Here is a 24,542-nt window from a genome sequence, read left to right as displayed (position 1 = left end):
GCCCCCATCCGGGGCGGCGGGCTCGTCCGGGGCAAGTCCGTCAGTCGTCAGGACTCGTCCTTCTTGTTCTCGCCCTCCTCGGACTCTCCCGGGGAGGCGTCTTCCGCCACGGTCGCATCGGACTCGGACGCGTCCGCCTCAGGCGCACCGTCACCGTCCGACTCCTCCGCCGAACCGGCGTCCTCGGCCGGCTCGGCGAGAGCCGCGTCCGCGGCAGCGTGTCCGGCCGCCTTCGCCTCGTCAGCAGGCTGATCCTTGGCGAACTTCGTGCCGCGGGCCTTCTCGGCCTCCGACGTCACCGTCTTCTCGGACACCAGCTCGATGACAGCCATCGGGGCGTTGTCACCTTGCCGAGGCGGCGTCCGCGTAATCCGGGTGTACCCGCCGTTACGGTCCTCGTAGAACGGGCCGATCTCAGCCATCAGCTTGTGCACAACCGACTTGTTGCGGATCACCTTCTGGATCTGGCGGCGATTGTGCAGATCACCGTTCTTCGCCTTGGTGATCAGCTTCTCCGCCAGGGGACGAACCCGCTTCGCCTTGGCCTCGGTCGTGGTGATCCGACCGTGCTCGAACAGGGAGGTCGCCAAGTTCGCCATCATCAACTTCTCGTGGGACGGTGACCCGCCGAGACGGCGGCCCTTGGTTGGAGTAGGCATTTACAGCTGCTCCGTCTCTGCGTAGTCCTGGCCGTCATCGTGGCCGTTTTCAGAAATCTCGTCGACGTCCGAGATCCCCTCGAAGCTCTCCTCGGACCAGCCCTCGCTCTCGTAGTTCGCAGCCGCCGCGCTGGGGTCGAACCCGGGGGGGCTGTCCTTGAGAGCGAGTCCCAGACCGACAAGCTTCATCTTGACCTCGTCGATCGACTTGGCGCCGAAGTTCCGGATGTCGAGAAGGTCGGCCTCGCTACGGGAGACCAGCTCACCGACGGTGTGGATCCCTTCCCGCTTGAGGCAGTTGTAGGACCGGACCGTGAGGTCGAGGTCCTCGATCGGCATCGCGTACGCGGCGATCGTGTCCGCCTCCTGCGGGGAAGGACCGATCTCGATGCCTTCGGCATCGACATTGAGCTCGCGCGCCAACCCGAACAGCTCCACCAGCGTCCTGCCGGCCGACGCCACAGCGTCGCGCGGCGTGATGGACGGCTTGGTTTCCACATCCAGGATCAGCTTGTCGAAGTCGGTGCGCTGCTCCACACGCGTGGCCTCGACCTTGTAGGTCACCTTCAGCACCGGTGAGTAGATCGAATCCACCGGAATCCTGCCGATCTCCGCGCCTGCCTGCTTGTTCTGCATGGCCGGTACGTAGCCACGGCCACGCTCCACGACGAGCTCGACCTCGAGCTTGCCCTTCGCGTTCAGCGAGGCGATGTGCAGGTCCGGGTTGTGCACGGTGACACCGGCCGACGGCACGATGTCCGCCGCGGTCACTTCACCCGGCCCTTGCTTGCGCAGGTACATCGTCACGGGCTCGTCCTCTTCCGAGGACACGACGAGCTCCTTGATGTTGAGGATGATGTCGGTCACATCTTCCTTCACACCAGGAACCGTGGAGAACTCGTGCAGCACACCGTCGATACGGATGCTGGTCACCGCCGCGCCGGGAATCGACGACAGCAACGTACGACGAATCGAGTTGCCGAGCGTGTAGCCGAATCCGGGCTCGAGCGGCTCGAGCGTGAACCGGGAACGGGTCTCGGTGACTGTCTCCTCGGACAGCCCCGGGCGCTGGGAAATCAGCACTGTCGATCTTCCTTTCCTGCCGGCGACCGCTATATGACGCCGGATTCCTTTATTGACGCAACTCGAGGTCCGGGCCGAGAGGCCCGATCACTTCGAGTAAAGCTCAACGATCAGCTGTTCCTGCACGGGAACGTCGATCTGAGCGCGCTCGGGCAACTGGTGCACGAGCACCCGCAGGTTCGACGGAACGACCTGCAACCAACCCGGGATGGGCCGGTCACCGAAGGATTCCTTCGCGGCTACGAACGGCAACATCGACAGCGACTTCGGGCGCACGTCGATGATGTCGAACTTCGTCACCCGGTAGCTGGGGATGTTCACCTTCTCGCCGTTGACAAGGAAGTGACCGTGGCTGACCAGCTGCCGCGCCTGGCGACGCGTGCGCGCGATACCCGCGCGGTACACAACGTTGTCCAGCCGCGATTCGAGGATCTGCAGCAGGTTCTCACCGGTCTTGCCCTGCCGGCGCACCGCCTCTTCGTAGTAGCGACGGAACTGGCGCTCCAGCACGCCGTACGTGAAGCGAGCCTTCTGCTTCTCCTGCAGCTGCAGCAGGTACTCGCTCTCCTTGATCCTGCCCCGGCCATGCTGCCCCGGCGGGTAGGGACGACGCTCGAACGCTTGGTCACCACCGACGAGATCAACCTTGAGGCGACGGGACTTCCTGGTCGCGGGTCCGGTGTATCGAGCCATGACTTTTACTCCTCCCCGACCTCGTCAGACCCTGCGCCGCTTCGGCGGGCGGCAGCCGTTGTGCGGCTGCGGGGTCACGTCCTGGATGGTGCCGACCTCGAGACCGGCGGCCTGAAGCGAACGAATCGCGGTCTCCCGGCCGGAACCAGGTCCCTTGACGAACACATCCACCTTCTTCATCCCGTGCTCTGCTGCCTTACGCGCGGCGTTCTCCGCCGCCATCTGCGCAGCGAACGGCGTCGACTTCCGCGAACCCTTGAACCCGACATGCCCGGACGAGGCCCACGAGATCACCGCACCGCCCGGGTCGGTGATGGACACAATGGTGTTATTGAAAGTGCTCTTGATGTGCGCATGACCATGCGCTACATTCTTTTTCTCCTTGCGCCGGACCTTCTTGGCGCCCGACGCGCGAGACTTCGGTGGCATTACTGCGACTCCTCTTAGCGCGAGTTCTCCTGGTGGGCGGCCGCGGCTTCGCGCTGGCCGCGCCGGATCACGGTGCCGGCATCGGTATAAAGCTGGCGCAAGGCCAACGGGCGCGCGTAGAGCGCCTTCGCGGACATGCATGATCCGTGGCGTTGCTGGCCACGAGCCATTCGCACGACTTTCCTGCCTTGCCCGCTCACGGTTACCTGGCCTTCTTCTTACCTGCGACGGTCTTCTTCGGGCCCTTACGCGTGCGCGCATTGGTCTTCGTGCGCTGACCGCGCACCGGCAGACCGCGCCGCCAACGGAGGCCTTCGTAGCAACCGATCTCGATCTTCCGGCGGATATCCGCGTTTACCTCGCGACGGAGGTCGCCTTCAACCCTGAAGTTGTCTTCGATGTAGTCCCGCAGCTTGACCAGGTCTTCGTCGGTGACGTCCTTCACCCGAGTGTCGGGGTTGACGCCCGTCGCCGAGACCACGTCCTTGGCGCGGGTACGGCCGATCCCGTAGATATACGTGAGCGCGATCTCCAACCGCTTTTCGCGGGGGAGGTCAACGCCTGCGAGTCGTGCCATTGGCCTTTCCGCTCCTCATTATCTTGTACTTCAGGTCTTCTCCCCGCCCGTTCCGGGACCGACTCGCGTGTCCCACCGCCTGCTCTCGCCTGCGGTGTCCCGGCCCCGGCCTGAAGTGCCCGGGGGTGCGCTGTGACGTCGTCACAGCAGGTGCGGGGAGGCGTCATGGAGTTGTCGTCGCCGTTCTCCACCAGTGCCCGGTGATCAGCCCTGCCGCTGCTTGTGCCGCAGGTTGTCGCAAATCACCATGATGCGCCCGTGTCGCCGGACGATCTGGCACTTGGCGCAGATCCGCTTGACGCTCGGCCTTACCTTCACGTCTGCTGCTCTCCTGCTTGTGGTGTCCGTGTCAGCCCCGTGATGGAGCCGTCCCCTCATCAAGCTCGCCGTGATCACTTGTAGCGGTAGACAATTCGACCGCGCGACAAGTCGTAAGGCGAAAGCTCTACGACTACCTTGTCCTCGGGCAGGATACGGATGTAGTGCTGCCGCATCTTGCCGCTGATGTGTGCAAGGACCTGATGGCCGTTCTCCAACTCGACGCGGAACATCGCGTTGGGGAGCGGTTCGATCACGCGGCCTTCGACCTCGATGGCCCCGTCCTTCTTGCCCATGTCCTCCGCGTTTCGTGATTAGTTGAGCAGTATGTGGTTGCTATTGTCATCATGTGGCACGCACACCACCCCGGCTCCTGTGAGCCATGTTCGCGAGGGAATTCACGAGCAGGTCGGAACCGGCGTGATCGGCACGCCAAATACCAAGTGTACGCAGCCGTGCCGCGGACGGGGCATCCGGGGCACGTTCAGGTAACCCATGCCGTCCGCTGGCTCGCTGAGCAGGGTAATTCTACCAGCTACCGCTCCGGGCCCGCACGTTTAGCGGGCTAACCGCGCATCCTCGAGCGTGGTGAGCACCCAGGGGCCGTCCGCCGTGATCGCGACCGTGTGCTCCCAGTGAGCAGCGCGGGAGTTGTCCGAGGTAACGACCGTCCAGCCGTCATCGAGCTCTACCGTATCGGCAGACGCGCCGGTCAACATCGGTTCGATGGCCAGTGCCATCCCCGGTTCCAGTCTCGGCCCTTTTCCCGGACGGCCCGCGTTGGGCAGGAACGGATCCATGTGCATCGCACGGCCGATTCCATGGCCGCCGTACTCGGTGACCAGGCCGTACGCCGCAGCATCAGCGGTACGCGCCTGTTCGACCGAACGCTGTACGGCATGAGAGATATCGGTCAGACGAGAGCCCGCCCGGGCGGCCTCGACCCCGGCGAGCATGGCTTGCCGCGTGCGCTCCGACAGCGTCCGGTCGGCATCGGGCGTCTCGCCGACCGCGATCGTGACCGCCGCGTCGCCGTACCAACCGTCCAGCACGGCACCACAATCGACCGACAGGAGGTCGCCGTCGCGAAGAACGGCATCCGTATCCGGTATACCGTGCACGACCTGCTCGTTGACCGAAGCGCAGATCGAGCCGGGGAATCCGTGGTAACCCTTGAACGCCGGCACGGCTCCGGCATCACGAATGCTCTGCTCGGCCAGCTCGTCGAGCTCCGCGGTATTCACACCGGGCCGGGCGGTCCCTTGCACCGCACTGAGCGTTCTCGCCACGATCAGCCCGGCAGCGCGCATCGCCTCCAGCTCGTCCGGCGTCTTGATCTCGACGCTCGGCCCGCGTCGCCGAGCACGAAGAAGGCGCAGAAAGCGGGAGATCATGAACCGCCGGTGAACGCGTTGAGCGCGTCCAATGCCCGCGCGGAGATCTCGTCGATGTCGCCGGAGCCGTCGATCGTGACAAGCCGATCGGCGTAGTACTCGAGCAGCGGAGCGGTCTCGGTGTGGTAGACGTTCTGCCGGTTGCGGATGACCTCCTCGGTGTCGTCCGTGCGGCCACGCTCCAGCAAGCGCTGGACGACCTCCTCGGTGTCGACCTTGAGCTCGAGGACTGCGTCCAACTTCACACCCTGTTCGGCGAGCATGTCTTCCAGCTCGGCGGCCTGCGCGGTGTTGCGCGGGAACCCGTCCAGCAGGAAGCCGTGCTGGGCATCGGACTCGCCGAGCCGCTGCCGCACCATGCCGTTCGTCACGCTGTCCGGCACCAGCTCGCCTGCGTCCATGTAGCTCTTGGCTTCACGACCGAGCTCGGTTTCCTCCCCCACGTGCACCCGGAACAGGTCGCCTGTCGAGATGTGCGGAATCCCGAGCTTGCGGGAGAGAGCAACGGCCTGCGTGCCCTTACCCGCTCCCGGGGGACCGACCAGAACAAGACGCGTCATCGGAGGAACCCTTCATAGTTGCGCTGCATCAGCTGGCTTTCGATCTGCTTCACCGTGTCGAGCCCGACGCCCACCATGATCAGCACCGCCGTGCCGCCGAACGGGAAGTTGATGTTCTGACCCGGATCCGTCACGGCGAGGAAGAAGTTCGGAAGGATGGCCACAGTACCGAGGTAGATCGATCCGGGCAGCGTGATTCGCCCGAGCACAAATCGCAGGTACTCGGCAGTCGGACGGCCCGGCCGGATGCCCGGAACGAACCCGCCGAACTTCTTCATCTCCTCCGCACGGTCGTCCACGTTGAACGTGATCGAGATGTAGAAGTACGTGAAGAACATGATCAGCGCGAAATAGCCGGCGATGTGCACCGGACTCGACTGATCGACCACGTGATCTTGAATGAATGTCTGGAGCCAGGTGACATCCGTCTGCTCGGCGGCCAATCGCTGCAGCAAGTTGGGCAGGTACAGCAGGGAGGACGCGAAGATGACCGGGATGACGCCTGCCTGGTTCACCTTGATCGGCAGATATGTCGACGTCCCGCCATACATCCTGCGGCCGACCATGCGCTTGGCGTACTGCACCGGGATTCGGCGTTGTCCCTGCTCGACGAAGATCACGCTGGTGATCACCGCGAGCGCCAGCACACAGACGACGACGAACACGGCCTCCCCGCGGCTCTGCAGGATGTTGCCGCCCTCGATGGGAATCTGCGAGGCGATGTTCAGGAAGATCAGCAGCGACATACCGTTGCCGATCCCGCGTTCGGTGATGAGCTCACCGAACCACATCATCGTCGCGGTGCCCGCGGTCATCGCGAGAACCATCATCGCTGTGGTCGCGACGCTGTCGTCCGGGATGACGGGATCCTCGACGCCACCGAACAGCTGGCCGCTCGACGCGAGCGCGACGAGGCCGGTGGCCTGCAAGCAGGCGAGCGCGAGCGCAAGGTACCGGGTGTACTGCGTCAGCTTGGCCTGACCGGACTGACCCTCCTTCTTCAGCTGCTCGAAGTGCGGAATCACCACGGTCAGCAGCTGGACGATGATGCTCGCCGTGATGTACGGCATGATGCCGGTCGCGAAGACGGACAGCTGGGTCAGCGCACCGCCGCTGAACAGGTCCATGAGCGAGAACAGGACGTCGTCGCCCTGCTCCTCCCTGGCAGCCTGCACAGCAGTGTAAGAGACCCCCGGCGCCGGTATGATCGCACCGAGCCGATAAGCCGCCACGATCATGAGGACGAACAGGATCTTCCTGCGCAGGTCCGGCGTGGCGATGGCCGAGCGGATTGCGCTAAGCACCCGGGAGACCTCCTCGGCATCGCCGGTAGGGACACCGGCGATTGGCTCTGCCGGCTTGACAACCGGCTGGAAACGTCAATACTCACTGGCAGCCTGGCCAGCGGCACACCCGGCACGGGGACCAGGTGAGCTCTCGTGACTCTAACAGCCGAACATGGGCGTCGTGCAGCTAGCCTGCACATCGGCGCCCGTACCTACCGCTGGCTCAGTACGCACCGCGACGACTCTATAGACCGGGCACGAATGCCGTCACCGGTCCCTTCGTCGGTAACCCGGATGCACGGTTAGCCCGCTAAACGTGCACGGCGGGCAGCGCACGGGACGCGCGACGGCGGGAAGGGTACGCATGAAGCGACCCCCTGCTGTGGCGGGAGGGCACAGCAGGGGGTCGTCCCGAGCTCGGGTTTCGCGGCCGGGTACCCGCGGGTCAGCGGGTCCGGGTCGGAGCCGTCGTGGCAGAACCGCCAGCGGCTTCGAGCTTGGACTGCGCCGAGGCGGAGAACTTGTCCGCGGTGACGTCCAGCTTCACGCCAGCGATGTCACCGTCCCCGAGGACCTTGACCAGCTTGCCCTTGCGCACGAGGCCCTTCGCCGCGAGGTCGGCCGCAGCGACCGTACCTCCCTGCGGGAACGCACGCGCGATCTCGCCGACGTTGACCGGCTGGTACTCGGTGCGGAACTGGTTCTTGAAGCCGCGCAGCTTCGGCAGCCGCATCTGGAGGGGCATCTGCCCACCCTCGAACCCGGCAGGCACGTTCTTACGCGCCTTGGTTCCCTTCATGCCACGACCGGCCGTCTTGCCCTTGGAAGCCTCACCGCGCCCGACGCGTGTCTTGTCGGTCTTGGCGCCCGGGGCGGGCCGGAGGTGGTGAATCTTAATCGCCATTACGCGACCTCCTCGACCTTCACCAGGTGCTTGACGGTGTGCACCAGTCCACGCACCTCGGGAGTGTCATCGCGCACCACGGACTGCCTGATCTTGCGCAGACCGAGCGTACGTAGTGTGTCGCGATGGTTCTGCCTGGCACCGATCTTGCTCTTCACCTGTGTGATCTTGAGTTGTGCCATGCCGTCACACCTCCTGTCCGGCACGCTGCCGCAGCATGCGCGCAGGCGCGACGTCCTCGAGCGGCAGGCCCCGACGGGCGGCCACCTGCTCCGGAAGCTGCAGCTGCTTGAGCGCGTCCACGGTGGCGTGCACGATGTTGAGCGCATTGTCGCTACCGAGCGACTTGGTCAACACGTCGTGTACGCCTGCGCACTCGAGCACGGCACGGACCGGTCCACCGGCGATGACTCCGGTACCGGGGCTCGCCGGACGCAGCAGCACGACGCCGGCCGACGCTTCGCCCTGAGCCGGGTGCGGAATGCTGCCAGCGATACGCGGCACACGGAAGAAGTTCTTCTTCGCCTCCTCGACGCCCTTGGCGATCGCCGAAGGCACCTCCTTGGCCTTGCCGTAGCCGACGCCGACGTGCCCGTCACCGTCACCCACGACGACCAGGGCGGTGAAGCTGAAACGCCGACCTCCCTGGACCACCTTGGCTACGCGATTGATCGCGACAACGCGCTCCAGGTACGTGGACTTCTCTTGGGCCGCCCCGCCGCGGCCGCCGTCACGACGGTCCCTGCGGTCCTTGCCACCACCGCGCTCGCGGTCGTTGCCTGGGCCGCCCTGGCCGCCGGAAGCTCGGGTACGTCCCGGCATCAAACTTTCCTTCCGTCATCGATACTGCTGAACAACATCTAGAACTCCAAGCCCGCCTCGCGAGCGGCGTCGGCCAACGCGGCGATCCGACCGTGGTAAGCGTTTCCGCCCCGGTCGAGCACGACAGCGTTGACGCCTGCGCCCTTGGCACGGTCGGCGACCAACTCGCCGACCTTGGCCGCCTTGGCCTTCTTGTCGCCCGCCAGCTCGCGTACGTCGCCTTCCAGGCTCGACGCCGAGGCCATCGTGTGACCGGCCATGTCGTCGATCACCTGCACGGTGATGTGCCGAGAGGAGCGATGCACCGCAAGGCGCGGCCGCTGGGGCGTTCCGTTGATCTTCTTGCGGAGCCGGAAGTGCCTGCGGGCCTTGGCAGCTCGCCGCCGGGTGGACACGTCCTTGCCGACGGGCTTCTTGTTCGTCGTCTCGCTCATGATCACTTACCCGTCTTTCCGACCTTGCGACGGATGCGCTCGCCCTCGTAGCGCACACCCTTGCCCTTGTACGGATCCGGACGGCGCAGCTTACGAATGACGGCAGCCGTCTGGCCGACCTTCTGCTTGTCGATACCGGACACCGAGAACTTCGTCGGGTTCTCCACCGAGAAGGTGATTCCCTCCGGGGCGGGGACCGTCACCGGGTGCGAGAAGCCCAGCGAGAACTCGAGGTCCGACCCCTTCGCCTGCACGCGGTACCCCACACCGTGGATCTCGAGCTTCTTCTCGAAACCCTCGGTGACACCGACAACCAGGTTGTTGACCAGTGTCCGGGTCAGACCGTGCAGTGAACGTGAGTAGCGCTCGTCGTCCGGGCGGGTCACCTCGATACTGCCGTCCTCGGCACGGGACACCCTGATCGGCTCGGGAACGGTGTGCTCGAGCGTGCCCTTCGGCCCCTCGACCGTGACGTGCTGGCCGTCGATGGACACTTCGACCCCGGAGGGGACGGTGATCGGATGCTTTCCGATACGGGACATACCTGACTCCCCTCTCTCACCACACGTAGGCGAGGACTTCCCCGCCCACACCGTTGCGCATTGCCTGCCGGTCGGTCTGCAACCCCGACGAGGTCGAGATAATCGCGACGCCGAGCCCGCCGAGCACCTTCGGCATCTCCGTCGACTTCGCGTAGACCCGCAGTCCGGGCTTGGACACGCGACGCAGTCCCGCGATGCCGCGTTCGCGGTTGGGGCCGTACTTCAACGTCACGACCAGGTTCTTGTGCTTCTCGCCTGCTTCGTCGCGGTAGTCGGAGATGTAGCCCTCACGTTTGAGGATCTCGGCGATGTTGGCCTTCAGTTTGGAGTGCGGCAGCACGACCTCGTCGTGGAACGCCGAACTCGCGTTTCGCAGACGTGTCAGGAAGTCTGCGATCGGGTCGGTCATCGTCATGGTGACCTGTCAACCTTTCTCGCCCTGGTTCCCCGGGTCACACCCGGTGCGGCCGAGGCCTGTGGCGAACGTGGAGTCGTTACCAGCTTGATTTGTGCACGCCAGGCAGCTCGCCGGCGTGCGCCATCTGGCGGAAGCACACACGGCACAGCCCGAACTTGCGGTAGACCGACTTGGGCCTGCCGCACTTCTGGCACCGCGTGTAACCGCGGACCGAGAACTTGGGCTTGCGCGCGGCCTTGGCGATCAGCGACTTCTTGGCCATGTCGTTCAGCTCTCCTTGAACGGGAATCCGAGCTTGGTCAGCAGCGCACGACCCTCGTCGTCGGCGCTCGCCGTGGTGACAACCGTGATGTTCATGCCGCGAGCACGATCGATGTCATCCGGGTTCAGTTCGTGGAACATCGACTGCTCGCTCAGGCCGAACGTGTAGTTGCCGTGCCCGTCGAACTGCTCGCCGGACAGCCCCCGGAAATCCCTGATGCGCGGCAGCGCGATCGTCAGCAGCCGGTCGAGGAACTCCCACATCCTGTCCCCGCGCAGCGTCGCGCGAACACCGATGGGCATGCCCTCACGGACCTTGAACTGCGCAATCGACTTACGAGCCTTGCGCACCTCCGGCTTCTGCCCCGTGATGGCAGCGAGGTCGCGCACGGCCCCCTCGATCAGCTTGCCGTCTCGCGCTGCCTCGCCGATCCCCATGTTCACCACGACCTTGGTGACTCGCGGGATCAGGTGCACGTTCGAGTAGCCGAACTGCTCATGAAGCTCGCTCGCGATCTCGTCCCTGTACCGAGTCTTGAGCCGCGGAACCGGCCTCTCGCCGCCCGCGGCAGGAGCGGCGGTCTGCTCGTCGTTGGTTGTAGGAGCAGTCATCAGATGTCCTCACCCGTCCTACGCGAGACGCGAACCTTCTTGCCTTCCTCATCGAAGCGGTAGCCAACCTTCGTCGGCTTACCGTCCGCATCGACAACCTGCACGTTGGACACGTGGATCGGCGCTTCCTGCGTCACGATCCCGCCCGACTGGCCGCCGCGCTGCGTCTGGCTGATGCGGGTGTGCTTCTTGATCCGGTTGACGCCCTCGACGAGAACCTTGTTGTCCTCGGGGTAGGAATGGATCACCTTGCCCTTGGCGCCCTTGTCCTTACCGGCGATGACCTGGACCGTGTCGCCCTTACGCACCTTCACCTACAACACCTCCGGTGCGAGCGAAATGATCTTCATGAACTTGCGATCGCGCAGCTCGCGGCCAACAGGTCCGAAGATACGAGTACCGCGTGGGTCGTTGTCGTTCTTGATGAGCACCGCGGCGTTCTCGTCGAACCGGATGTAGGAGCCGTCCTGGCGACGCTTCTCCTTCACCGTGCGGACGATGACGGCCTTGACCACATCGCCCCGCTTTACGTTGGCCCCAGGCATGGCGTCTTTCACGGTGGCGACGATGACATCGCCGATACTCGCGTAGCGTCGTCCGGAGCCACCGAGCACACGGATGGTCAGGATCTCCTTCGCACCCGTGTTGTCGGCGACGCGTAGTCGCGACTCCTGCTGGATCACGTCAACTCCTGTGTGTCTCGCCGGTTCTCGGTTCTCGTCCGAGCCTTGCGGAACTTGCGGGGCTTACTGCCCCCTGCTTATTACTTGGCCTGCTCGACGACTCGTACGAGCCGCCAACGCTTCGTCGCCGACATCGGGCGGGTCTCCATGATGAGCACCCTGTCGCCCGGGCCGGCCGTGTTCACCTCGTCGTGCGCCTTGACTCGCTTGGTCGAGCGCATGATCTTGCCGTACAGCGAGTGCTTCTTGCGGTCCTCGAGCTCGACGGTGATCGTCTTGTTCATCTTGTCCGAGACGACGAGACCCTGCCGGACCTTCCGGTAGTTACGGCCGGAATCGACCTTCTGCGCAGGCTTCTTCTCGATCTGCTGCTCGCTCATACGGTGGCGTCCTCTTCGGTGTCTACCTCGTCAGGGGAAAGGGAAAGTCCGAGCTCACGTTCGCGCATGACCGTGTAGATCCGCGCGATGTCCGTACGGACCGTCCGCAGCCGCCGGTTGTTGTCCAGCTGGCCCGTAGCCATCTGGAACCGGAGGTTGAACAGCTCCTCTTTGGACTCCTTCAACCGCAGTACAAGCTCCTCGGAAGTGAGCTCACGCAGTTCCGAAGCGGCAACTCCTCCGCCCGTCTTGCTCACTGGAACTCACCACCTTCACGGGTCACGATCCGGCACTTCATCGGCAGCTTGTGAATCGCGCGACGCAGTGCTTCCTTGGCCATCGGCTCGTTGGGGAAGCTCATCTCGAACATCACGCGCCCTGGCTTGACGTTCGCGACCCACCACTCCGGCGAGCCCTTACCCGAACCCATGCGAGTCTCCGCAGGCTTCTTCGTCAGCGGCCGGTCGGGGAAGATGTTGATCCAGATCTTCCCGCCACGTTTGACGTGCCGCGTCATGGCGATACGTGCCGACTCGATCTGCCTGTTCGTCACGTAACCGTGCTCGAGCGCCTGAATACCGTACTCGCCGAAGCTCACGCTGGTGCCGCCCTTGGCACGCCCGCTCCGCTTCGGAGCATGCTGCTTGCGGTACCTGACCTTGCGTGGGATGAGCACTACTCAGCCCTCCCCGTTCTCGTCTGTGGAGCCGGCCTCGCCCGCCTTCTCGGCGACCTCGGGCGCGGCGTCGATGGCGGCGTCCTGGCTCGTCCGTGTCTGCTTGGCCTCCTCGGCAGCCGAACGGCTGGACTCGGTACCGGAAGCGGTGGTGCCCGCGGCTCCCGAGCGGCGGCCACGGCCGGAACGCTCACCCCGCTCCTTGCGCGGCGCCCGCTGCTCCGAGGCAGCCGCCGAGTCACGCGCCTCGCGCGCCTTCAAGCCACCGACCAGATCGCCCTTGTAGATCCAGACCTTCACGCCGATACGGCCGAACGTCGTACGAGCCTCGAAGAAGCCGTAGTCGATGTCGGCACGCAGGGTGTGCAGCGGCACGCGACCATCACGGTAGTGCTCGGAGCGCGACATCTCCGCGCCGCCGAGGCGACCGCTGCACTGCACGCGGATGCCCTTGACCTGCGGTGACCGCATCGTCGTCTGGATGGCCTTGCGCATCGCACGGCGGAAAGCGACACGGTTCGACAGCTGCTCGGCGATTCCCTGGGCGACCAGCTGGGCGTCCGCCTCGGGGTTCTTCACCTCGAGGATGTTGAGCTGCACCTGCTTACCGGTGAGCTTCTCCAACGATCCCCTGATACGGTCCGCCTCGGCGCCTCGACGGCCGATCACGATGCCCGGCCGCGCGGTGTGGATGTCCACACGCACCCTGTCCCGGGTCCGCTCGATCTCGACCTTCGAGATACCCGCGCGCTCCATGCCTGTCGAGAGCAGCTTGCGGATCTTGACGTCCTCGGCGACGTAGTCCGCGTACTGCTTGTCGGCGTACCAGCGGGACTTCCAGTCGGTGGTGATGCCCAGCCGGAAGCCGTGCGGGTTGATCTTCTGGCCCACTACTGGCCACCTGCCTTCACGCTGTCATCGGCCTTCGCGCCGGACTGCTTCTTCTTGTTCTTCCTCTTGGTCGACTCGCCCTTGGGGCGGGACTCGACAACGACGGTGATGTGGCTCGTGCGCCGCCTGATCCGGTACGCACGTCCCTGCGCGCGCGGCCGGATCCGCTTGAGCGTCGGCCCTTCGTCCGCGGTGGCGTTACGGATCCACAGCGTGTCCGGGTCGAGACCGAGGTTGTTCTCCGCGTTCGCGACGGCACTGGCGACCACCTTGGCCAGCTGGTTGCTGGCCGTCTGGGGGGCGAACCGGAGCACGGCCAAAGCCTCGTTGGCGCTGCGACCCTTGATCAGCTCGATCACCCGGCGCACCTTCATCGGCGAGTCACGGACGAAGCGAGCCCGCGCCACGGCGGTAGGCAGCTCTGATTCCGACACTGCCGTGTCCGTAGCGTTCACTTGGGCGTTCATCGCTGCTTCCTTCTGCTCTCGGGTGCGGAACTGGCCCGCACACTGCCTTCGTGCCCGCTCAGCGGCGGCGCGACTTCCGGTCGTCCTTGACGTGGCCCTTGAACGTCCGCGTCGGCGCGAACTCCCCGAGCTTGTGACCGACCATGGCCTCGGTGATGAACACCGGGACATGCTTGCGCCCGTCGTGCACGGCGATCGTGTGCCCGAGGAAGTCGGGCGTAACGGTCGACCGGCGCGACCACGTCTTGATCACGGTCTTCTTGCCGGACTCGTTCAGCGCGTCCACCTTCTTGAGCAGGTGGCCGTCCACGAACGGGCCCTTCTTGAGGCTGCGTGGCATATGCGATTACCTCCCTGCTCAGCGCCTCTTGCCGGTACGGCGGCGACGTACGATCATCTGGTCACTCGGCTTGCGCTTGCGCGTGCGGCCCTCCGGACGCCCGTTCGGGTTCACCGGGTGACGGCCACCGGAGGTCCTGCCCTCACCACCACCGTGCGGGTGGTCGATCGGGTTCATCACGACACCGCGCACCGTGGGGCGCTTGCCGCGCCAGCGGCTGCGGCCTGCCTTGCCCCAGTTGATGTTCGAGTGCTCGGAGTTGCCGACCTCACCGACCGTGGCGCGGTTGCGTACGTCCACGTTGCGGATCTCGCCGGAGGGCATCCGCAGCTGGGCGTTGCGGCCCTCCTTGGCCACCAGCTGCACCCTCGAACCGGCCGAGCGCGCGATCTTGGCTCCGCCACCGGGACGGAGTTCGATGGCGTGGACGACCGTACCCGTCGGGATGTTGCGCAGCGGCAGGTTGTTGCCCGGCTTGATGTCGGCACCGGCGCCGTTCTCGATCGTGTCGCCCTGCTTCACCTTGTCCGGGGCGATGATGTAGCGCTTCTCCCCGTCGGCGTAGTGCAGCAGCGCGATACGGGCCGTGCGGTTCGGGTCGTACTCGATGTGTGCCACCTTGGCAGGCACACCATCCTTGTCGTATCGCCGGAAGTCGACCACGCGGTACGCGCGCTTGTGCCCGCCACCCTTGTGCCGGGTGGTGATCTTGCCGGACGAGTTTCGCCCACCTTGCTTCGGCAGCGGACGGACCAGCGACTTCTCCGGTGTCGACCGGGTGACCCCTGTAAAGTCCGAACCGCTCGAGCCACGCCGGCCGGCGCTCGTAGGCTTATGCTTGCGGATGCCCATTTCTACGCAGTCCTCACCCTCTAGACGGCTGAGCCGAATATCTCGATCGGCTTGCTGTCCGCGGACAGGGTCACCACGGCTTGCTTGGTGTCCTTCCGCTTGCCGTATCCCAACCTGGTCCGCTTACGCTTGCCCTGCCGGTTGAGCGTGTTCACGCCGACGACCTTGACGTCGAAGACCTTCTCGACCGCGATCTTGATCTGCGTCTTGTTGGCGTCCGGGCGGACAAGGAACGTGTACTTGTTCTCCTCGAGCAGCCCGTAGGACTTCTCGGAGATGACCGGCGCGATCAGTACGTCGCGATGATCCGGGATCGCCACGCTGCTCACTGCTCGTCACTCCCTTCGGCGTCGCTCGTGCGGGTCTTGCCCGTGGCGGAACCCGACAGGAAGGCCTCGAGCGCGGGCTTTGTGAAGATCACGTCGTCGTTGACCAGCACGTCGTACGTGTTGAGCTGGTCCGGTGTGATCAGGTGGACATACGGCAGGTTCCGCGCCGACAGCCAGGCCGACTTGTCGGCGCGGTCGAGTACCACCAGCACACGCTTGGCCTCGGAGACCGCCGCGATGACCGCCTTCGCGGTCTTGGTCGACGGCTGCTCACCACCGACCAGCTCGCTGATCACGTGTACCTGGCCTGCCCTCGCCCGGTCGGACAGCGCGCCACGGAGCGCCGCCGCCTTCATCTTCTTCGGCGTCCGCTGGCTGTAGTCACGCGGAGTGGGCCCGTGCACGGTGCCACCCCCGACGAACTGCGGGGCCCGTGTGGAGCCCTGCCGCGCGCGCCCGGTGCCCTTCTGCCGGTACGGCTTCTTGCCGCCGCCCCGGGTCTCGCCGCGCGTCTTGGTGTCGTGCGTGCCCTGCCGCGCGGCCGCCAGCTGAGCTGTGACCACCTGGTGCATCAACGGGATGTTCGCCTGCGCGTCGAAGACCTCGTCGGGTAGCTCGACGGTGCCGTCGGGTTTACCGGCGGGGCTCTTCACCTCGATCGTGCTCATGCCTGCACACCACCCTTCGCGGCGGACTTGACCAACACGAGTCCACCCTTCGGGCCCGGAACCGCACCCTTGATCAGCAGCAATCCGTCGTCCGCACGCACGTCGTGCACGGTCAGGCCCTGCGTGGTGACCTTGCTGTTGCCCATACGACCGGGCATCTTCTTGCCCTTGAACACGCGACCAGGTGTCGCGGCCCCGCCGATGGCGCCCGGCTTGCGGTGCACGGCCTGCGTACCGTGGCTGGCTCCCTGGCGCGCGAAACCGTGCCGCTTGATGGTGCCCGCGAACCCTTTGCCCTTGCTGGTTCCCGTGATGTCGACGGTCGAGCCTGCCTCGAACAGCTCGGCGGTGATCTCCTGGCCGACCTCGTAGCTGTCCGCGTCCGAGGTACGCAGCTCCACGATGTGGCGCCGAGGTGTCACGCCGGCCTTCTCGAAATGACCGGACTTCGGCTTGTTGACCTTGCGCGGATCAATGGTGCCGAAGGCCAGCTGCACGGCCGAGTAACCGTCGTTGTCCTTGTTCCGCACCTGGGTCACCACGTTCGGACCAGCCTTCACGACGGTCACCGGGACGACCCGGTTCCGCTCGTCGAAGAGCTGGGTCATACCGAGCTTGGTGCCCAGAATGCCCTTCACTTGCCTGTCAGACATGAGTCTCAAATCTCCGCCGCTGCGCTGCGCTTATTGGATGTTGACGTCGACGCTTGCCGGAAGGTCGATCCGCATGAGCGCATCGACCGTCTTCGGGGTCGGATCGACGATGTCGATCAGACGCTTGTGCGTGCGCATCTCGAAGTGCTCGCGCGAGTCCTTGTACTTGTGCGGCGAGCGGATGACGCAGTAGACGTTCTTCTCGGTCGGCAGCGGCACCGGCCCGACCACGTTCGCACCGGTACGCGTCACCGTCTCGACGATCTTGCGCGCGCTCGTATCGATCGCTTCGTGGTCATAGGCCTTGAGCCGGATGCGGATCTTCTGTCCCGCCATGGTGGCAGCTCATTCCTTATCAGTCTCGTGCCGCTAACTGTCCCCAGGAACCCGCGCACGCTATTGCCGCACGCGGGGCCTGGTTTCCGCACGTCAACGAGAGGACCTCCGGTCCACGCGGTCGGGCGTGTCGCGCCTGACGCACACGCGAAACCGCGACAACTCGTCGGCGTGCCAGGTAAGTCGTGTCAGTGAGGAGTGTTTCGATCCGAAAGCACTCCTGGATCGCGGCCTCGCACAAGACGGCGGCCGACGACCCCATGGCTACTCACATACAGGCGGCCGCGTTCAGCGAACCGGCCGCCCCGTACCGAGCAACCCTCATAGTTTCGCATATCGAGTGTTGCCACCCGGAACCGGGGGTCACCACCCCCGGTTCCGGGATCGGGCTGAGGCGGTACGGACCGCCTCAGCCCGAGAGTCACTTGGTGATCTTGGTGACCTGGCCCGCGCCGACGGTCCTGCCACCCTCACGGATGGCGAACCGCAGCCCTTCCTCCATGGCGACCGGCTGGATCAGCTCGACACTGATCTCGGTGTTGTCACCGGGCATGACCATCTCGGTGCCCTCGGGGAGGGATACGACGCCGGTGACGTCGGTGGTACGGAAGTAGAACTGCGGGCGGTAGTTGTTGAAGAACGGCGTGTGCCGGCCACCCTCGTCCTTGGACAGGATGTAGGCCGAGGCCTCGAAGTTGGTGTGCGGCGTAACCGCGCCGGTCTTCGTGACGACCTGCCCACGCTCGACGTCCTCACGCTTGATACCGCGCAGCAGAAGCCCGACGTTGTCGCCGGCCTCACCGTAGTCGAGGATCTTACGGAACATCTCGACACCGGTGACCGTCGTCTTGGTCGACTTGTCGCGGATACCGACGATCTCGACCTCTTCGTTGACGTTGATCTTGCCACGCTCGACGCGGCCCGTGACCACGGTGCCGCGACCGGTGATGGTGAACACGTCCTCGATGGGCATCAGGAACGGCTTGTCCGTGGCACGCACCGGGTCCGGGATCTTCTCGTCCACGGCGTTCATGAGGTCCATGATCTTCTGGGCCCACTCTTCCTCGCCCTCGAGCGCCTTGAGCGCCGAGACCTGGATGACCGGGGCCTCATCGCCCGGGAACTCGTACTCGTTGAGCAGCTCCCGAACCTCGAGCTCGACCAGCTCGAGAATCTCGGCGTCATCCACCATGTCCGCCTTGTTCAGCGCGACCACGATGTAGGGCACGCCGACCTGGCGAGCGAGCAGCACGTGCTCCTTGGTCTGCGGCATCGGGCCGTCGGAAGCAGCGACCACCAGGATCGCCCCGTCCATCTGCGCCGCGCCGGTGATCATGTTCTTGATGTAGTCGGCGTGACCGGGCGCGTCGACGTGCGCGTAGTGGCGCGTCTCCGTCTGGTACTCGACGTGTGCGATGTTGATCGTGATACCGCGCTGCTTCTCCTCAGGCGCGTTGTCGATCATCTCGAACGCCGACACCTTGTTCAGCTCAGGGTGCTTCTCGTGCAGCACCTTGGTGATCGCCGCGGTGAGCGTGGTCTTGCCGTGGTCGACGTGACCGATCGTGCCGATGTTGACGTGCGGCTTGTCCCGCTCGAACTTCGCCTTCGCCACTGGAATGTCCTCCTGGACTTGTACTCGTGCTCGCGCCGTCGACTCGTGACATCGGCCGGCGCTATCTGTCTGGTCGGTGTTGTGCGGACCTTAGGGAGGACCCCTCCGCCCGCGGGGCTCTGGGGTTCTACTCCCCCGTCGCCTTGGCGATGATTTCCTTCGCCACGTTGCTGGGAACCTCGCCATAGGAATCGAAGTGCATCGAGTAGTTCGCCCGACCCTGAGTCTTGGACCGCAGGTCGCCGACGTACCCGAACATCTCCGACAGCGGAGCCAGTGCCTTCACGACACGAGTTCCCGAACGCTCCTCCATGGCCTGAACATGACCACGGCGAGAGTTCAGATCGCCGATGACTTCGCCCATGTATTCCTCGGGCGTCGTCACCTCGACCGCCATCAGCGGTTCCAGCAGTACCGGTTTGGCCTTCTGAACGGCTTCCTTCAGCGCCATCGAACCAGCGACCTTGAATGCCATCTCAGAAGAGTCGACCTCGTGGTACGCACCGTCCACCAAGGTCACCTTGACCCCGACGAGCGGGTAGCCGGCCAGCACGCCGTACTGCATGGCGTCCTGAGCACCCTCGTCGACCGAAGGGATGAACTCCTTCGGTACCCGGCCACCGGTGATCTTGTTGTCGAACTCGTAGAGCGCACCGTCCGCAGAGGTCTCGAGCGGGTCCAGGTTGATGATCACCCGGGCGAACTGGCCCGAACCACCCGTCTGCTTCTTGTGCGTGTACTCGTGCCCTTCGACCGGCTTCCGGATGGTCTCCCGGTAAGCAACCTGCGGCTTACCGATGTTGGCCTCGACCTTGAAGTCGGACTTCATCCTGTGCACAAGCACGTCGAGGTGGAGCTCGCCCATGCCGGAGACGATCGTCTGACCGGTCTCCTCGTCCAGGTGGACCCGGAACGTCGGGTCCTCTTCCGCCAACTTCTGGATGGCGGTGGACAGCTTCTCCTGGTCCGAGCGAGTCTTCGGTTCGATCGCGACCGAGATGACCGGCTCGGGGAAGGTCATGGACTCGAGTACCACCGGGTTGCCGATCTCCGACAGCGTGTCACCGGTGGTGGTCTCCTTGAGGCCCTGCACGGCGTAGATGTGCCCGGCCTGAGCCTCTTCCACCGGATTCTCCTTGTTGGAGTGCATCTGGAAGAGCTTGCCGATGCGCTCCTTACGCCCCCTGCTGGCGTTGAACACCTGCGTGCCGGAGCTGATCTTGCCGGAGTACACCCGCATGTAGGTGAGCTTGCCGAAGAACGGGTGCGCGGCGACCTTGAACGCCAGCGCCGAGAACGGCTCGGTGGTGTCGGCACTGCGCGTCACCGATGTGTCGCTGTCCGGCAGCTTGCCCTCCACCGCCGGCACATCGAGCGGGGACGGCAGGTAGTCGACCACCGCGTCGAGCATGGGCTGCACACCCTTGTTCTTGAACGCCGAGCCGCACAGCACCGGGAACGCTTCCCGGTTGACGGTCAACGAGCGGATACCCGCCTTGATCTCGTCCTCGGTGAGCTCCCCCCCGCTGAAGTACTTGTCCAGCAGGGCCTCGTCGGTCTCCGCGACAGCCTCGACGAGCTGCTCGCGGTACTTGTTCGCCGTCTCGACGAGATCGGAGGGGATGTCCTCGATCTCGTACTTCTCGCCCTTCTGCACGTCACCGCGCCAGGTGAAGGACTTCATCGACACCAGGTCGACGACACCCTCGAAGTCGGACTCTGAGCCGATGGGGAGCTGGATGACCAGCGGGCGCGCGCCGAGACGGTCGGAGATCGTGCCGACCGTGAAGTAGAAGTCCGCCCCCAGCTTGTCCATCTTGTTGATGAAGCAAACCCGCGGTACCTCGTACTTGTCCGCCTGGCGCCAGACCTGCTCGGACTGGGGCTCCACGCCTTCCTTACCGTCGAACACCGCGACGGCGCCGTCCAACACCCGCAGCGAGCGCTCCACCTCGACGGTGAAGTCGACGTGCCCCGGCGTATCGATGATGTTGACCTGGTAGTCACCCCAGAAGGTCGTGGTAGCCGCAGAGGTGATGGTGATGCCCCTGCTCTGCTCCTCTTCCATCCAGTCCATCGTCGCGGCGCCGTCGTGCACCTCGCCGATCTTGTAGTTGATCCCGGTGTAGAACAGGATCCGCTCGGTGGTTGTGGTCTTGCCGGCATCGATATGCGCCATGATGCCGATGTTCCGGACCTTGTTGAGGTCGGTCAGCACGTCGCGTGCCACGAGAGTTTCCCCTGTCTTCAGCGTGAATCCCGACCGGCGTGTGCCCGGCCGGGAACGGCGGTCACCAACGGTAGTGGGCGAATGCCTTGTTCGATTCGGCCATCTTGTGTGTGTCCTCGCGGCGCTTCACGCTGGCCCCGAGGCCGTTGCTCGCGTCGAGCAGCTCGTTCTGCAGGCGCTCGCTCATCGTCTTCTCCCTGCGCTGCTTGGAGTAGCGCACGATCCAACGGAGCGCGAGCGTGGTCGAACGCCCGGCGCGAACCTCCACCGGAACCTGGTAGGTGGCGCCACCGACCCGGCGGCTGCGCACCTCGAGGGTGGGCTTCACGTTGTCCAGCGCGCGCTTGAGCGTGATGACCGGGTCGGTTCCGGTCTTCTCCCGGGCGCCCTCGAGCGCCCCGTACACGATGCGCTCTGCGAGTGAACGCTTGCCGTCTCGCAACACCTTGTTGACCAACTGGCTCACCAGCGGAGAACTGTAGACGGGATCGGAGATCACCGGCCGCTTCGGGGCCGGACCCTTGCGGGGCATCAGCTCTTCTCCTTCTTTGCGCCGTACCGGCTGCGCGCCTGCTTGCGGTTCTTCACACCCTGGGTATCCAGTGAACCGCGGACGATCTTGTAGCGAACGCCGGGAAGATCCTTCACTCGGCCACCACGCACGAGCACCATGGAGTGCTCCTGCAGGTTGTGGCCCTCGCCAGGGATGTAAGCCGTGACCTCGATGCCACTGGTCAACCTCACACGTGCGACCTTCCGCAGCGCCGAGTTCGGCTTCTTGGGGGTCGTGGTGTAGACGCGAGTGCATACACCCCGACGCTGTGGGCTTCCCTTGAGCGCTGCGGTCTTCAGCTTCGCAGCCTTGTCCTTGCGGCCCTTGCGGACCAGCTGCTGGATGGTGGGCAATGGACCAGCTTTCTCTTTCGTTCACGTCATTACTTCTCGCCTTGGCCTCGGTCCCCGAGGTCGGGCGTGTCGGCCGCTCGTAGACCGAACGCCGAATACGACTTGCTCGAGGTATCCGAGGGGGTCTCCGTGTCGCGCCGGACGCTCATCGCTCACCTGTGAACGGCTGAACGCGCCCAGCGGGCATACGGAGTGGCCCGACAGCGCCGGGCACAGACGTCAAAGATACCTACCCTCATATGAGGGGGTCACATCGGGGGGCACTTCGTACCACGCACCGCGCGTCACGATCCTACCAACCTCGCGGTGACCACCAAAAGTAGCCGAACCCTACCCCACGGTCGGCGACGATGCGGCACCATGAGGTGCGTTCGGGAGTGACTGGGGGGCGCCTCCAGCACAGGTACATCGGCACACCACGTGGGGGCTTTCGTGTCAGCAGAGTTCGACCGGCTCGTAGCGGAGTTCGACAACTTCAAGTCCAAGATCCAGCAGCTGGACAGCACGTTCTCGACCGTCGACGAGATGCAGGAGGAGATCCGTTCGCTGGAGGTGAGCGCGACCGCTCCGGATCGTTCCGTGACCGTCACCGCGGGTCCGGGGGGCTCGGTCACGGATCTGAAGCTCAGCAACGAGGCGATGCGGCAGCAGCCTGCCTCGCTCGCCGCCACCATCATGTCCACCTTGCAGCAGGCGGTAGCCGAGTCCGCGCGCAAGGAAGCCGGGATCGTTGCCGCGCACATGGGCTCGAGTTCCCCGTTCGGGTCCGCGGACCAGCTGCTCGACGCCCAGTCGCAGGCACTCGGAACCAGCAAGGAGGATCTACGGTCCCAGATGGGGGACAGCCCGACACCGGACTGTCGCGACAGTGCTGTACGGCAGCCGGAACCCGACGAGGATGACGACGAGGACGTCGGCCGGAGGTCGTTCGCCGGTAGCGCCGAGAGCGCAGTGCCGGAGTCCGAGCGGGGCGGGTCCGCCGGGGACACGTTCCTGCGCAGCCTGTTGAACGACGAGGAGGATCGGCGATGAGCGCAGCGGGATTCCAGGTGGACCCGGACGTCATCAAGAAGTACTCGGAGGACGTCGGCACATACTCGGACCAGGCGGCCCAGATCAAGGACCTGGTCGCGCAGGCCGACGTCGGGGATGAGTCATGGGGCGTGGTCGGCATCTTCACGAAGGACTCGTACACGCAGGCACTGCGACAGCTCCAGGAGCAGATGCAGGCGTTGATGGACGGGGCACAGACGGCGGCCGAGAAGTTCGCGGCCACTGCCGAGGCTTACCAGGAACGCGAGGACGAGGCCGTGCGAGTCATGCAGGACGCACTCGACGCCCTCGACACGTGCCCACCTCCGCCCGGCATCCGGAGAGCCTGACCGTCCAGATCGTCACGGAGGGAGGAAACATGGCTGACGTCGAGGACGTTGCCTCGGACATCGAGATCCAGTCGGATGACAGCCCGGCCATCGACGTGGCCGGTGGTATCGGCGAGGTACCCGTAGCAGGCAGTGCCGCCGGCCTCGCCGGGGACACGTTCGGTGCCGGCCAGAGTGTGGCGGGCCTTCTGAACGGGGGTGAGAACGAGCCGGGTGTCGGCGAGGTTGCCCTCGAGGCCGGCGATGTCCTGACCGACGCGGGCAGCTTCGTAGCCGAATGCTCCGACACGGTCACGAGCATGGCCACCAATCCGGCGGGCTGGCTGGCCGGCAACGGGCTCGATTTCTTGCTCGGGCTCATCACGCCGTTGCAGGACGCCCTGGACACGGTGACCGGGGACGCGCCCGCCCTCGAGACCGCGGCAGGGAACTTCGTGAGTATCGGCGAGGGCCTGCAACAGGTGAGCGAGAACTTCGTCGCGGTCGCAGACACGTCGCTGGCCGGATGGGATGGCGAGGCTGCGGACGCGGCGCGCAACCAGCTGGCCGATTTCGCCGACGGAATCAGCGGGATCGCGGCACACTCGGGCCACGTCGCCGAGATGCTCGAAGCATCCGCAATGGTCATGGAGGCCGTCGAGGAAGCCGTCAAGTCACTGATCTCCGACTTCGTCGGATGGTTGATCATGACGTGGGTTCCCGCGCTGGCTTCGAGCGTGGCCAGCCTTGGCTCTTCCATCGCTGCGGCGCAGGCCGTCACCGCGACCAGGGCGGCGATCACCTCCTCACGAGTGGGGCGCACCGTACAGCGTCTCGTCGACCTGTTGCGGAAGGTCTCCGCGTTCTTCGACAAGATCAAGAGGCTGCTGGGCACCGGTGGCGGCATGCTCGGCAAGGCACTCGGCGGGAACGCAGGACGTTCCGTCGGCTCGTCCGCGGGTGAGGCCGTTTTCGCGGGTGGAAGCGCGTACGTCCAGCAGCGGACAGGCTTCGACCCGGGAGCCGCCCCGCTCGAGATGGCCCCGTCGTTCGCCGATCACCACATCGCGCAAGCCCAGGGCGGTTCCCCGGACATTCCCGAAGAGCAACCGTCGCACACCGAGACCCGTCAGAATCTGGACTTCTAGCGAGTCTTAACCGCC

General features: G+C 65.1%; 39 protein-coding genes. 3 read left to right on the top strand and 36 right to left on the bottom strand.

From position 1 onward, the window contains the following. Window positions 1-47: 47 nt before the first annotated feature. The 36 genes from rplQ to rpsL all read right to left on the bottom strand — a co-directional run bounded on the left by rplQ (window position 48) and on the right by rpsL (window position 22,018). Window positions 48-659 (bottom strand): 50S ribosomal protein L17, encoded by a 612-nt coding sequence (gene rplQ, locus H0B56_RS04265; protein WP_180891559.1) that lies wholly within the window; start codon window positions 657-659, stop codon window positions 48-50. After that, window positions 660-1,742, bottom strand: a complete 1,083-nt coding sequence (locus tag H0B56_RS04260) for a DNA-directed RNA polymerase subunit alpha (protein WP_180891558.1) — start codon at window positions 1,740-1,742, stop codon at window positions 660-662. Between the two features lie 87 nt (window positions 1,743-1,829). Continuing rightward, entirely contained in the window at window positions 1,830-2,435 is a 606-nt protein-coding gene (gene rpsD / locus H0B56_RS04255) for a 30S ribosomal protein S4 (protein WP_180891557.1), read from the bottom strand. 24 nt (window positions 2,436-2,459) lie between these two features. Beyond that, window positions 2,460-2,864 (bottom strand): 30S ribosomal protein S11, encoded by a 405-nt coding sequence (gene rpsK / locus H0B56_RS04250; protein WP_089302351.1) that lies wholly within the window; start codon window positions 2,862-2,864, stop codon window positions 2,460-2,462. Between the two features lie 14 nt (window positions 2,865-2,878). Continuing rightward, window positions 2,879-3,064, bottom strand: a complete 186-nt coding sequence (locus H0B56_RS23175) for a hypothetical protein (RefSeq protein ID WP_180891556.1) — start codon at window positions 3,062-3,064, stop codon at window positions 2,879-2,881. A gap of 2 nt (window positions 3,065-3,066) precedes the next feature. Beyond that, window positions 3,067-3,441, bottom strand: a complete 375-nt coding sequence (rpsM, locus tag H0B56_RS04240) for a 30S ribosomal protein S13 (RefSeq protein WP_089302349.1) — start codon at window positions 3,439-3,441, stop codon at window positions 3,067-3,069. Window positions 3,442-3,645: 204 nt separating this feature from the next. Further along, complete coding sequence (gene rpmJ, locus H0B56_RS04235) at window positions 3,646-3,759, bottom strand: 50S ribosomal protein L36 (RefSeq protein WP_089302348.1); 114 nt, start codon at window positions 3,757-3,759, stop codon at window positions 3,646-3,648. A gap of 74 nt (window positions 3,760-3,833) precedes the next feature. After that, window positions 3,834-4,055: a translation initiation factor IF-1 gene (infA, locus tag H0B56_RS04230; RefSeq protein ID WP_089302347.1), complete on the bottom strand. Its 222-nt coding sequence runs from the start codon at window positions 4,053-4,055 to the stop codon at window positions 3,834-3,836. A gap of 261 nt (window positions 4,056-4,316) precedes the next feature. Beyond that, window positions 4,317-5,153 carry a type I methionyl aminopeptidase gene (gene map, locus H0B56_RS04225; protein ID WP_180891555.1) on the bottom strand — a complete coding sequence of 279 codons (837 nt, stop codon included), beginning with the start codon at window positions 5,151-5,153 and terminating at the stop codon, window positions 4,317-4,319. Continuing rightward, window positions 5,150-5,713, bottom strand: a complete 564-nt coding sequence (locus tag H0B56_RS04220; RefSeq protein WP_180891554.1) for an adenylate kinase — start codon at window positions 5,711-5,713, stop codon at window positions 5,150-5,152. Before H0B56_RS04220 ends, map begins: the two co-directional genes overlap by 4 nt. After that, window positions 5,710-7,017 (bottom strand): preprotein translocase subunit SecY, encoded by a 1,308-nt coding sequence (gene secY, locus H0B56_RS04215; RefSeq protein WP_180891553.1) that lies wholly within the window; start codon window positions 7,015-7,017, stop codon window positions 5,710-5,712. Before secY ends, H0B56_RS04220 begins: the two co-directional genes overlap by 4 nt. Before the next feature lie 427 nt (window positions 7,018-7,444). Continuing rightward, a complete protein-coding gene (gene rplO, locus H0B56_RS04210; protein WP_180891552.1) occupies window positions 7,445-7,903 on the bottom strand; it encodes a 50S ribosomal protein L15 in 459 nt (152 codons plus the stop codon). Continuing rightward, on the bottom strand, window positions 7,903-8,085 hold the full coding sequence (gene rpmD, locus H0B56_RS04205) for a 50S ribosomal protein L30 (protein WP_089302342.1): 183 nt from the start codon (window positions 8,083-8,085) through the stop codon (window positions 7,903-7,905). Before rpmD ends, rplO begins: the two co-directional genes overlap by 1 nt. Window positions 8,086-8,089: 4 nt before the next feature. After that, window positions 8,090-8,725, bottom strand: coding sequence for a 30S ribosomal protein S5 (rpsE, locus tag H0B56_RS04200; RefSeq protein ID WP_180891551.1), 636 nt, complete (start codon window positions 8,723-8,725; stop codon window positions 8,090-8,092). 38 nt (window positions 8,726-8,763) lie between these two features. Next, entirely contained in the window at window positions 8,764-9,159 is a 396-nt protein-coding gene (rplR, locus tag H0B56_RS04195) for a 50S ribosomal protein L18 (protein WP_180891550.1), read from the bottom strand. Window positions 9,160-9,161: 2 nt separating this feature from the next. Beyond that, complete coding sequence (rplF, locus tag H0B56_RS04190; protein ID WP_180891549.1) at window positions 9,162-9,701, bottom strand: 50S ribosomal protein L6; 540 nt, start codon at window positions 9,699-9,701, stop codon at window positions 9,162-9,164. A 16-nt stretch (window positions 9,702-9,717) separates the two neighbouring features. Then, window positions 9,718-10,116, bottom strand: a complete 399-nt coding sequence (gene rpsH, locus H0B56_RS04185) for a 30S ribosomal protein S8 (RefSeq protein ID WP_089302338.1) — start codon at window positions 10,114-10,116, stop codon at window positions 9,718-9,720. Window positions 10,117-10,195: 79 nt separating this feature from the next. After that, window positions 10,196-10,381 carry a type Z 30S ribosomal protein S14 gene (locus H0B56_RS04180; RefSeq protein WP_180891548.1) on the bottom strand — a complete coding sequence of 62 codons (186 nt, stop codon included), beginning with the start codon at window positions 10,379-10,381 and terminating at the stop codon, window positions 10,196-10,198. Window positions 10,382-10,386: 5 nt separating this feature from the next. Then, entirely contained in the window at window positions 10,387-10,992 is a 606-nt protein-coding gene (gene rplE, locus H0B56_RS04175; RefSeq protein ID WP_180891547.1) for a 50S ribosomal protein L5, read from the bottom strand. Then, a complete protein-coding gene (rplX, locus tag H0B56_RS04170; protein WP_180891546.1) occupies window positions 10,992-11,306 on the bottom strand; it encodes a 50S ribosomal protein L24 in 315 nt (104 codons plus the stop codon). The genes rplE and rplX overlap by 1 nt, the downstream gene beginning before the upstream one ends. Beyond that, a complete protein-coding gene (rplN, locus tag H0B56_RS04165; protein ID WP_089302334.1) occupies window positions 11,307-11,675 on the bottom strand; it encodes a 50S ribosomal protein L14 in 369 nt (122 codons plus the stop codon). Between the two features lie 80 nt (window positions 11,676-11,755). Next, complete coding sequence (rpsQ, locus tag H0B56_RS04160) at window positions 11,756-12,055, bottom strand: 30S ribosomal protein S17 (protein WP_180891545.1); 300 nt, start codon at window positions 12,053-12,055, stop codon at window positions 11,756-11,758. Next, on the bottom strand, window positions 12,052-12,312 hold the full coding sequence (gene rpmC / locus H0B56_RS04155) for a 50S ribosomal protein L29 (protein WP_089302332.1): 261 nt from the start codon (window positions 12,310-12,312) through the stop codon (window positions 12,052-12,054). Before rpmC ends, rpsQ begins: the two co-directional genes overlap by 4 nt. Beyond that, entirely contained in the window at window positions 12,309-12,731 is a 423-nt protein-coding gene (rplP, locus tag H0B56_RS04150) for a 50S ribosomal protein L16 (protein ID WP_089302331.1), read from the bottom strand. The genes rpmC and rplP overlap by 4 nt, the downstream gene beginning before the upstream one ends. Window positions 12,732-12,734: 3 nt before the next feature. Continuing rightward, window positions 12,735-13,622: a 30S ribosomal protein S3 gene (gene rpsC, locus H0B56_RS04145; RefSeq protein ID WP_180891544.1), complete on the bottom strand. Its 888-nt coding sequence runs from the start codon at window positions 13,620-13,622 to the stop codon at window positions 12,735-12,737. Next, window positions 13,622-14,077 carry a 50S ribosomal protein L22 gene (gene rplV / locus H0B56_RS04140; protein ID WP_425484492.1) on the bottom strand — a complete coding sequence of 152 codons (456 nt, stop codon included), beginning with the start codon at window positions 14,075-14,077 and terminating at the stop codon, window positions 13,622-13,624. Before rplV ends, rpsC begins: the two co-directional genes overlap by 1 nt. A 70-nt stretch (window positions 14,078-14,147) precedes the next feature. Next, a complete protein-coding gene (rpsS, locus tag H0B56_RS04135) occupies window positions 14,148-14,429 on the bottom strand; it encodes a 30S ribosomal protein S19 (protein ID WP_089302328.1) in 282 nt (93 codons plus the stop codon). A gap of 18 nt (window positions 14,430-14,447) precedes the next feature. Beyond that, window positions 14,448-15,281, bottom strand: a complete 834-nt coding sequence (gene rplB, locus H0B56_RS04130) for a 50S ribosomal protein L2 (protein WP_089302327.1) — start codon at window positions 15,279-15,281, stop codon at window positions 14,448-14,450. A gap of 20 nt (window positions 15,282-15,301) precedes the next feature. Continuing rightward, window positions 15,302-15,610 carry a 50S ribosomal protein L23 gene (gene rplW / locus H0B56_RS04125; RefSeq protein ID WP_089302326.1) on the bottom strand — a complete coding sequence of 103 codons (309 nt, stop codon included), beginning with the start codon at window positions 15,608-15,610 and terminating at the stop codon, window positions 15,302-15,304. Beyond that, entirely contained in the window at window positions 15,607-16,278 is a 672-nt protein-coding gene (rplD, locus tag H0B56_RS04120; RefSeq protein WP_180891542.1) for a 50S ribosomal protein L4, read from the bottom strand. Before rplD ends, rplW begins: the two co-directional genes overlap by 4 nt. Further along, window positions 16,275-16,931, bottom strand: a complete 657-nt coding sequence (gene rplC, locus H0B56_RS04115; RefSeq protein ID WP_180891541.1) for a 50S ribosomal protein L3 — start codon at window positions 16,929-16,931, stop codon at window positions 16,275-16,277. The genes rplD and rplC overlap by 4 nt, the downstream gene beginning before the upstream one ends. 30 nt (window positions 16,932-16,961) lie before the next feature. Continuing rightward, entirely contained in the window at window positions 16,962-17,267 is a 306-nt protein-coding gene (gene rpsJ / locus H0B56_RS04110; protein WP_089302323.1) for a 30S ribosomal protein S10, read from the bottom strand. Window positions 17,268-17,688: 421 nt separating this feature from the next. Then, window positions 17,689-18,882, bottom strand: coding sequence for an elongation factor Tu (gene tuf / locus H0B56_RS04105; RefSeq protein WP_180891540.1), 1,194 nt, complete (start codon window positions 18,880-18,882; stop codon window positions 17,689-17,691). Window positions 18,883-19,009: 127 nt separating this feature from the next. Then, entirely contained in the window at window positions 19,010-21,112 is a 2,103-nt protein-coding gene (gene fusA, locus H0B56_RS04100) for an elongation factor G (RefSeq protein WP_180891539.1), read from the bottom strand. Between the two features lie 61 nt (window positions 21,113-21,173). Further along, window positions 21,174-21,644 carry a 30S ribosomal protein S7 gene (rpsG, locus tag H0B56_RS04095; protein ID WP_089302320.1) on the bottom strand — a complete coding sequence of 157 codons (471 nt, stop codon included), beginning with the start codon at window positions 21,642-21,644 and terminating at the stop codon, window positions 21,174-21,176. Then, window positions 21,644-22,018, bottom strand: coding sequence for a 30S ribosomal protein S12 (gene rpsL / locus H0B56_RS04090; RefSeq protein ID WP_180891538.1), 375 nt, complete (start codon window positions 22,016-22,018; stop codon window positions 21,644-21,646). The genes rpsG and rpsL overlap by 1 nt, the downstream gene beginning before the upstream one ends. Window positions 22,019-22,450: 432 nt before the next feature. On the opposite strand from rpsL, the gene H0B56_RS04085 reads away from it, so the two are divergent. From H0B56_RS04085 to H0B56_RS04075, 3 genes are read left to right on the top strand one after another with little or no spacing between them, the layout of a single operon-like run. After that, window positions 22,451-23,050 carry a YbaB/EbfC family nucleoid-associated protein gene (locus tag H0B56_RS04085; RefSeq protein WP_180891537.1) on the top strand — a complete coding sequence of 200 codons (600 nt, stop codon included), beginning with the start codon at window positions 22,451-22,453 and terminating at the stop codon, window positions 23,048-23,050. After that, a complete protein-coding gene (locus H0B56_RS04080; RefSeq protein ID WP_180891536.1) occupies window positions 23,047-23,400 on the top strand; it encodes a type VII secretion target in 354 nt (117 codons plus the stop codon). The genes H0B56_RS04085 and H0B56_RS04080 overlap by 4 nt, the downstream gene beginning before the upstream one ends. Before the next feature lie 29 nt (window positions 23,401-23,429). Continuing rightward, a complete protein-coding gene (locus H0B56_RS04075; protein ID WP_180891535.1) occupies window positions 23,430-24,527 on the top strand; it encodes a WXG100 family type VII secretion target in 1,098 nt (365 codons plus the stop codon). Window positions 24,528-24,542: the final 15 nt, after the last annotated feature.

The organism is Haloechinothrix aidingensis (assembly GCF_013450155.1).
Lineage (GTDB): Bacteria > Actinomycetota > Actinomycetes > Mycobacteriales > Pseudonocardiaceae > Haloechinothrix > Haloechinothrix aidingensis.
This window is presented reverse-complemented; position numbering and strand designations above follow the sequence as displayed.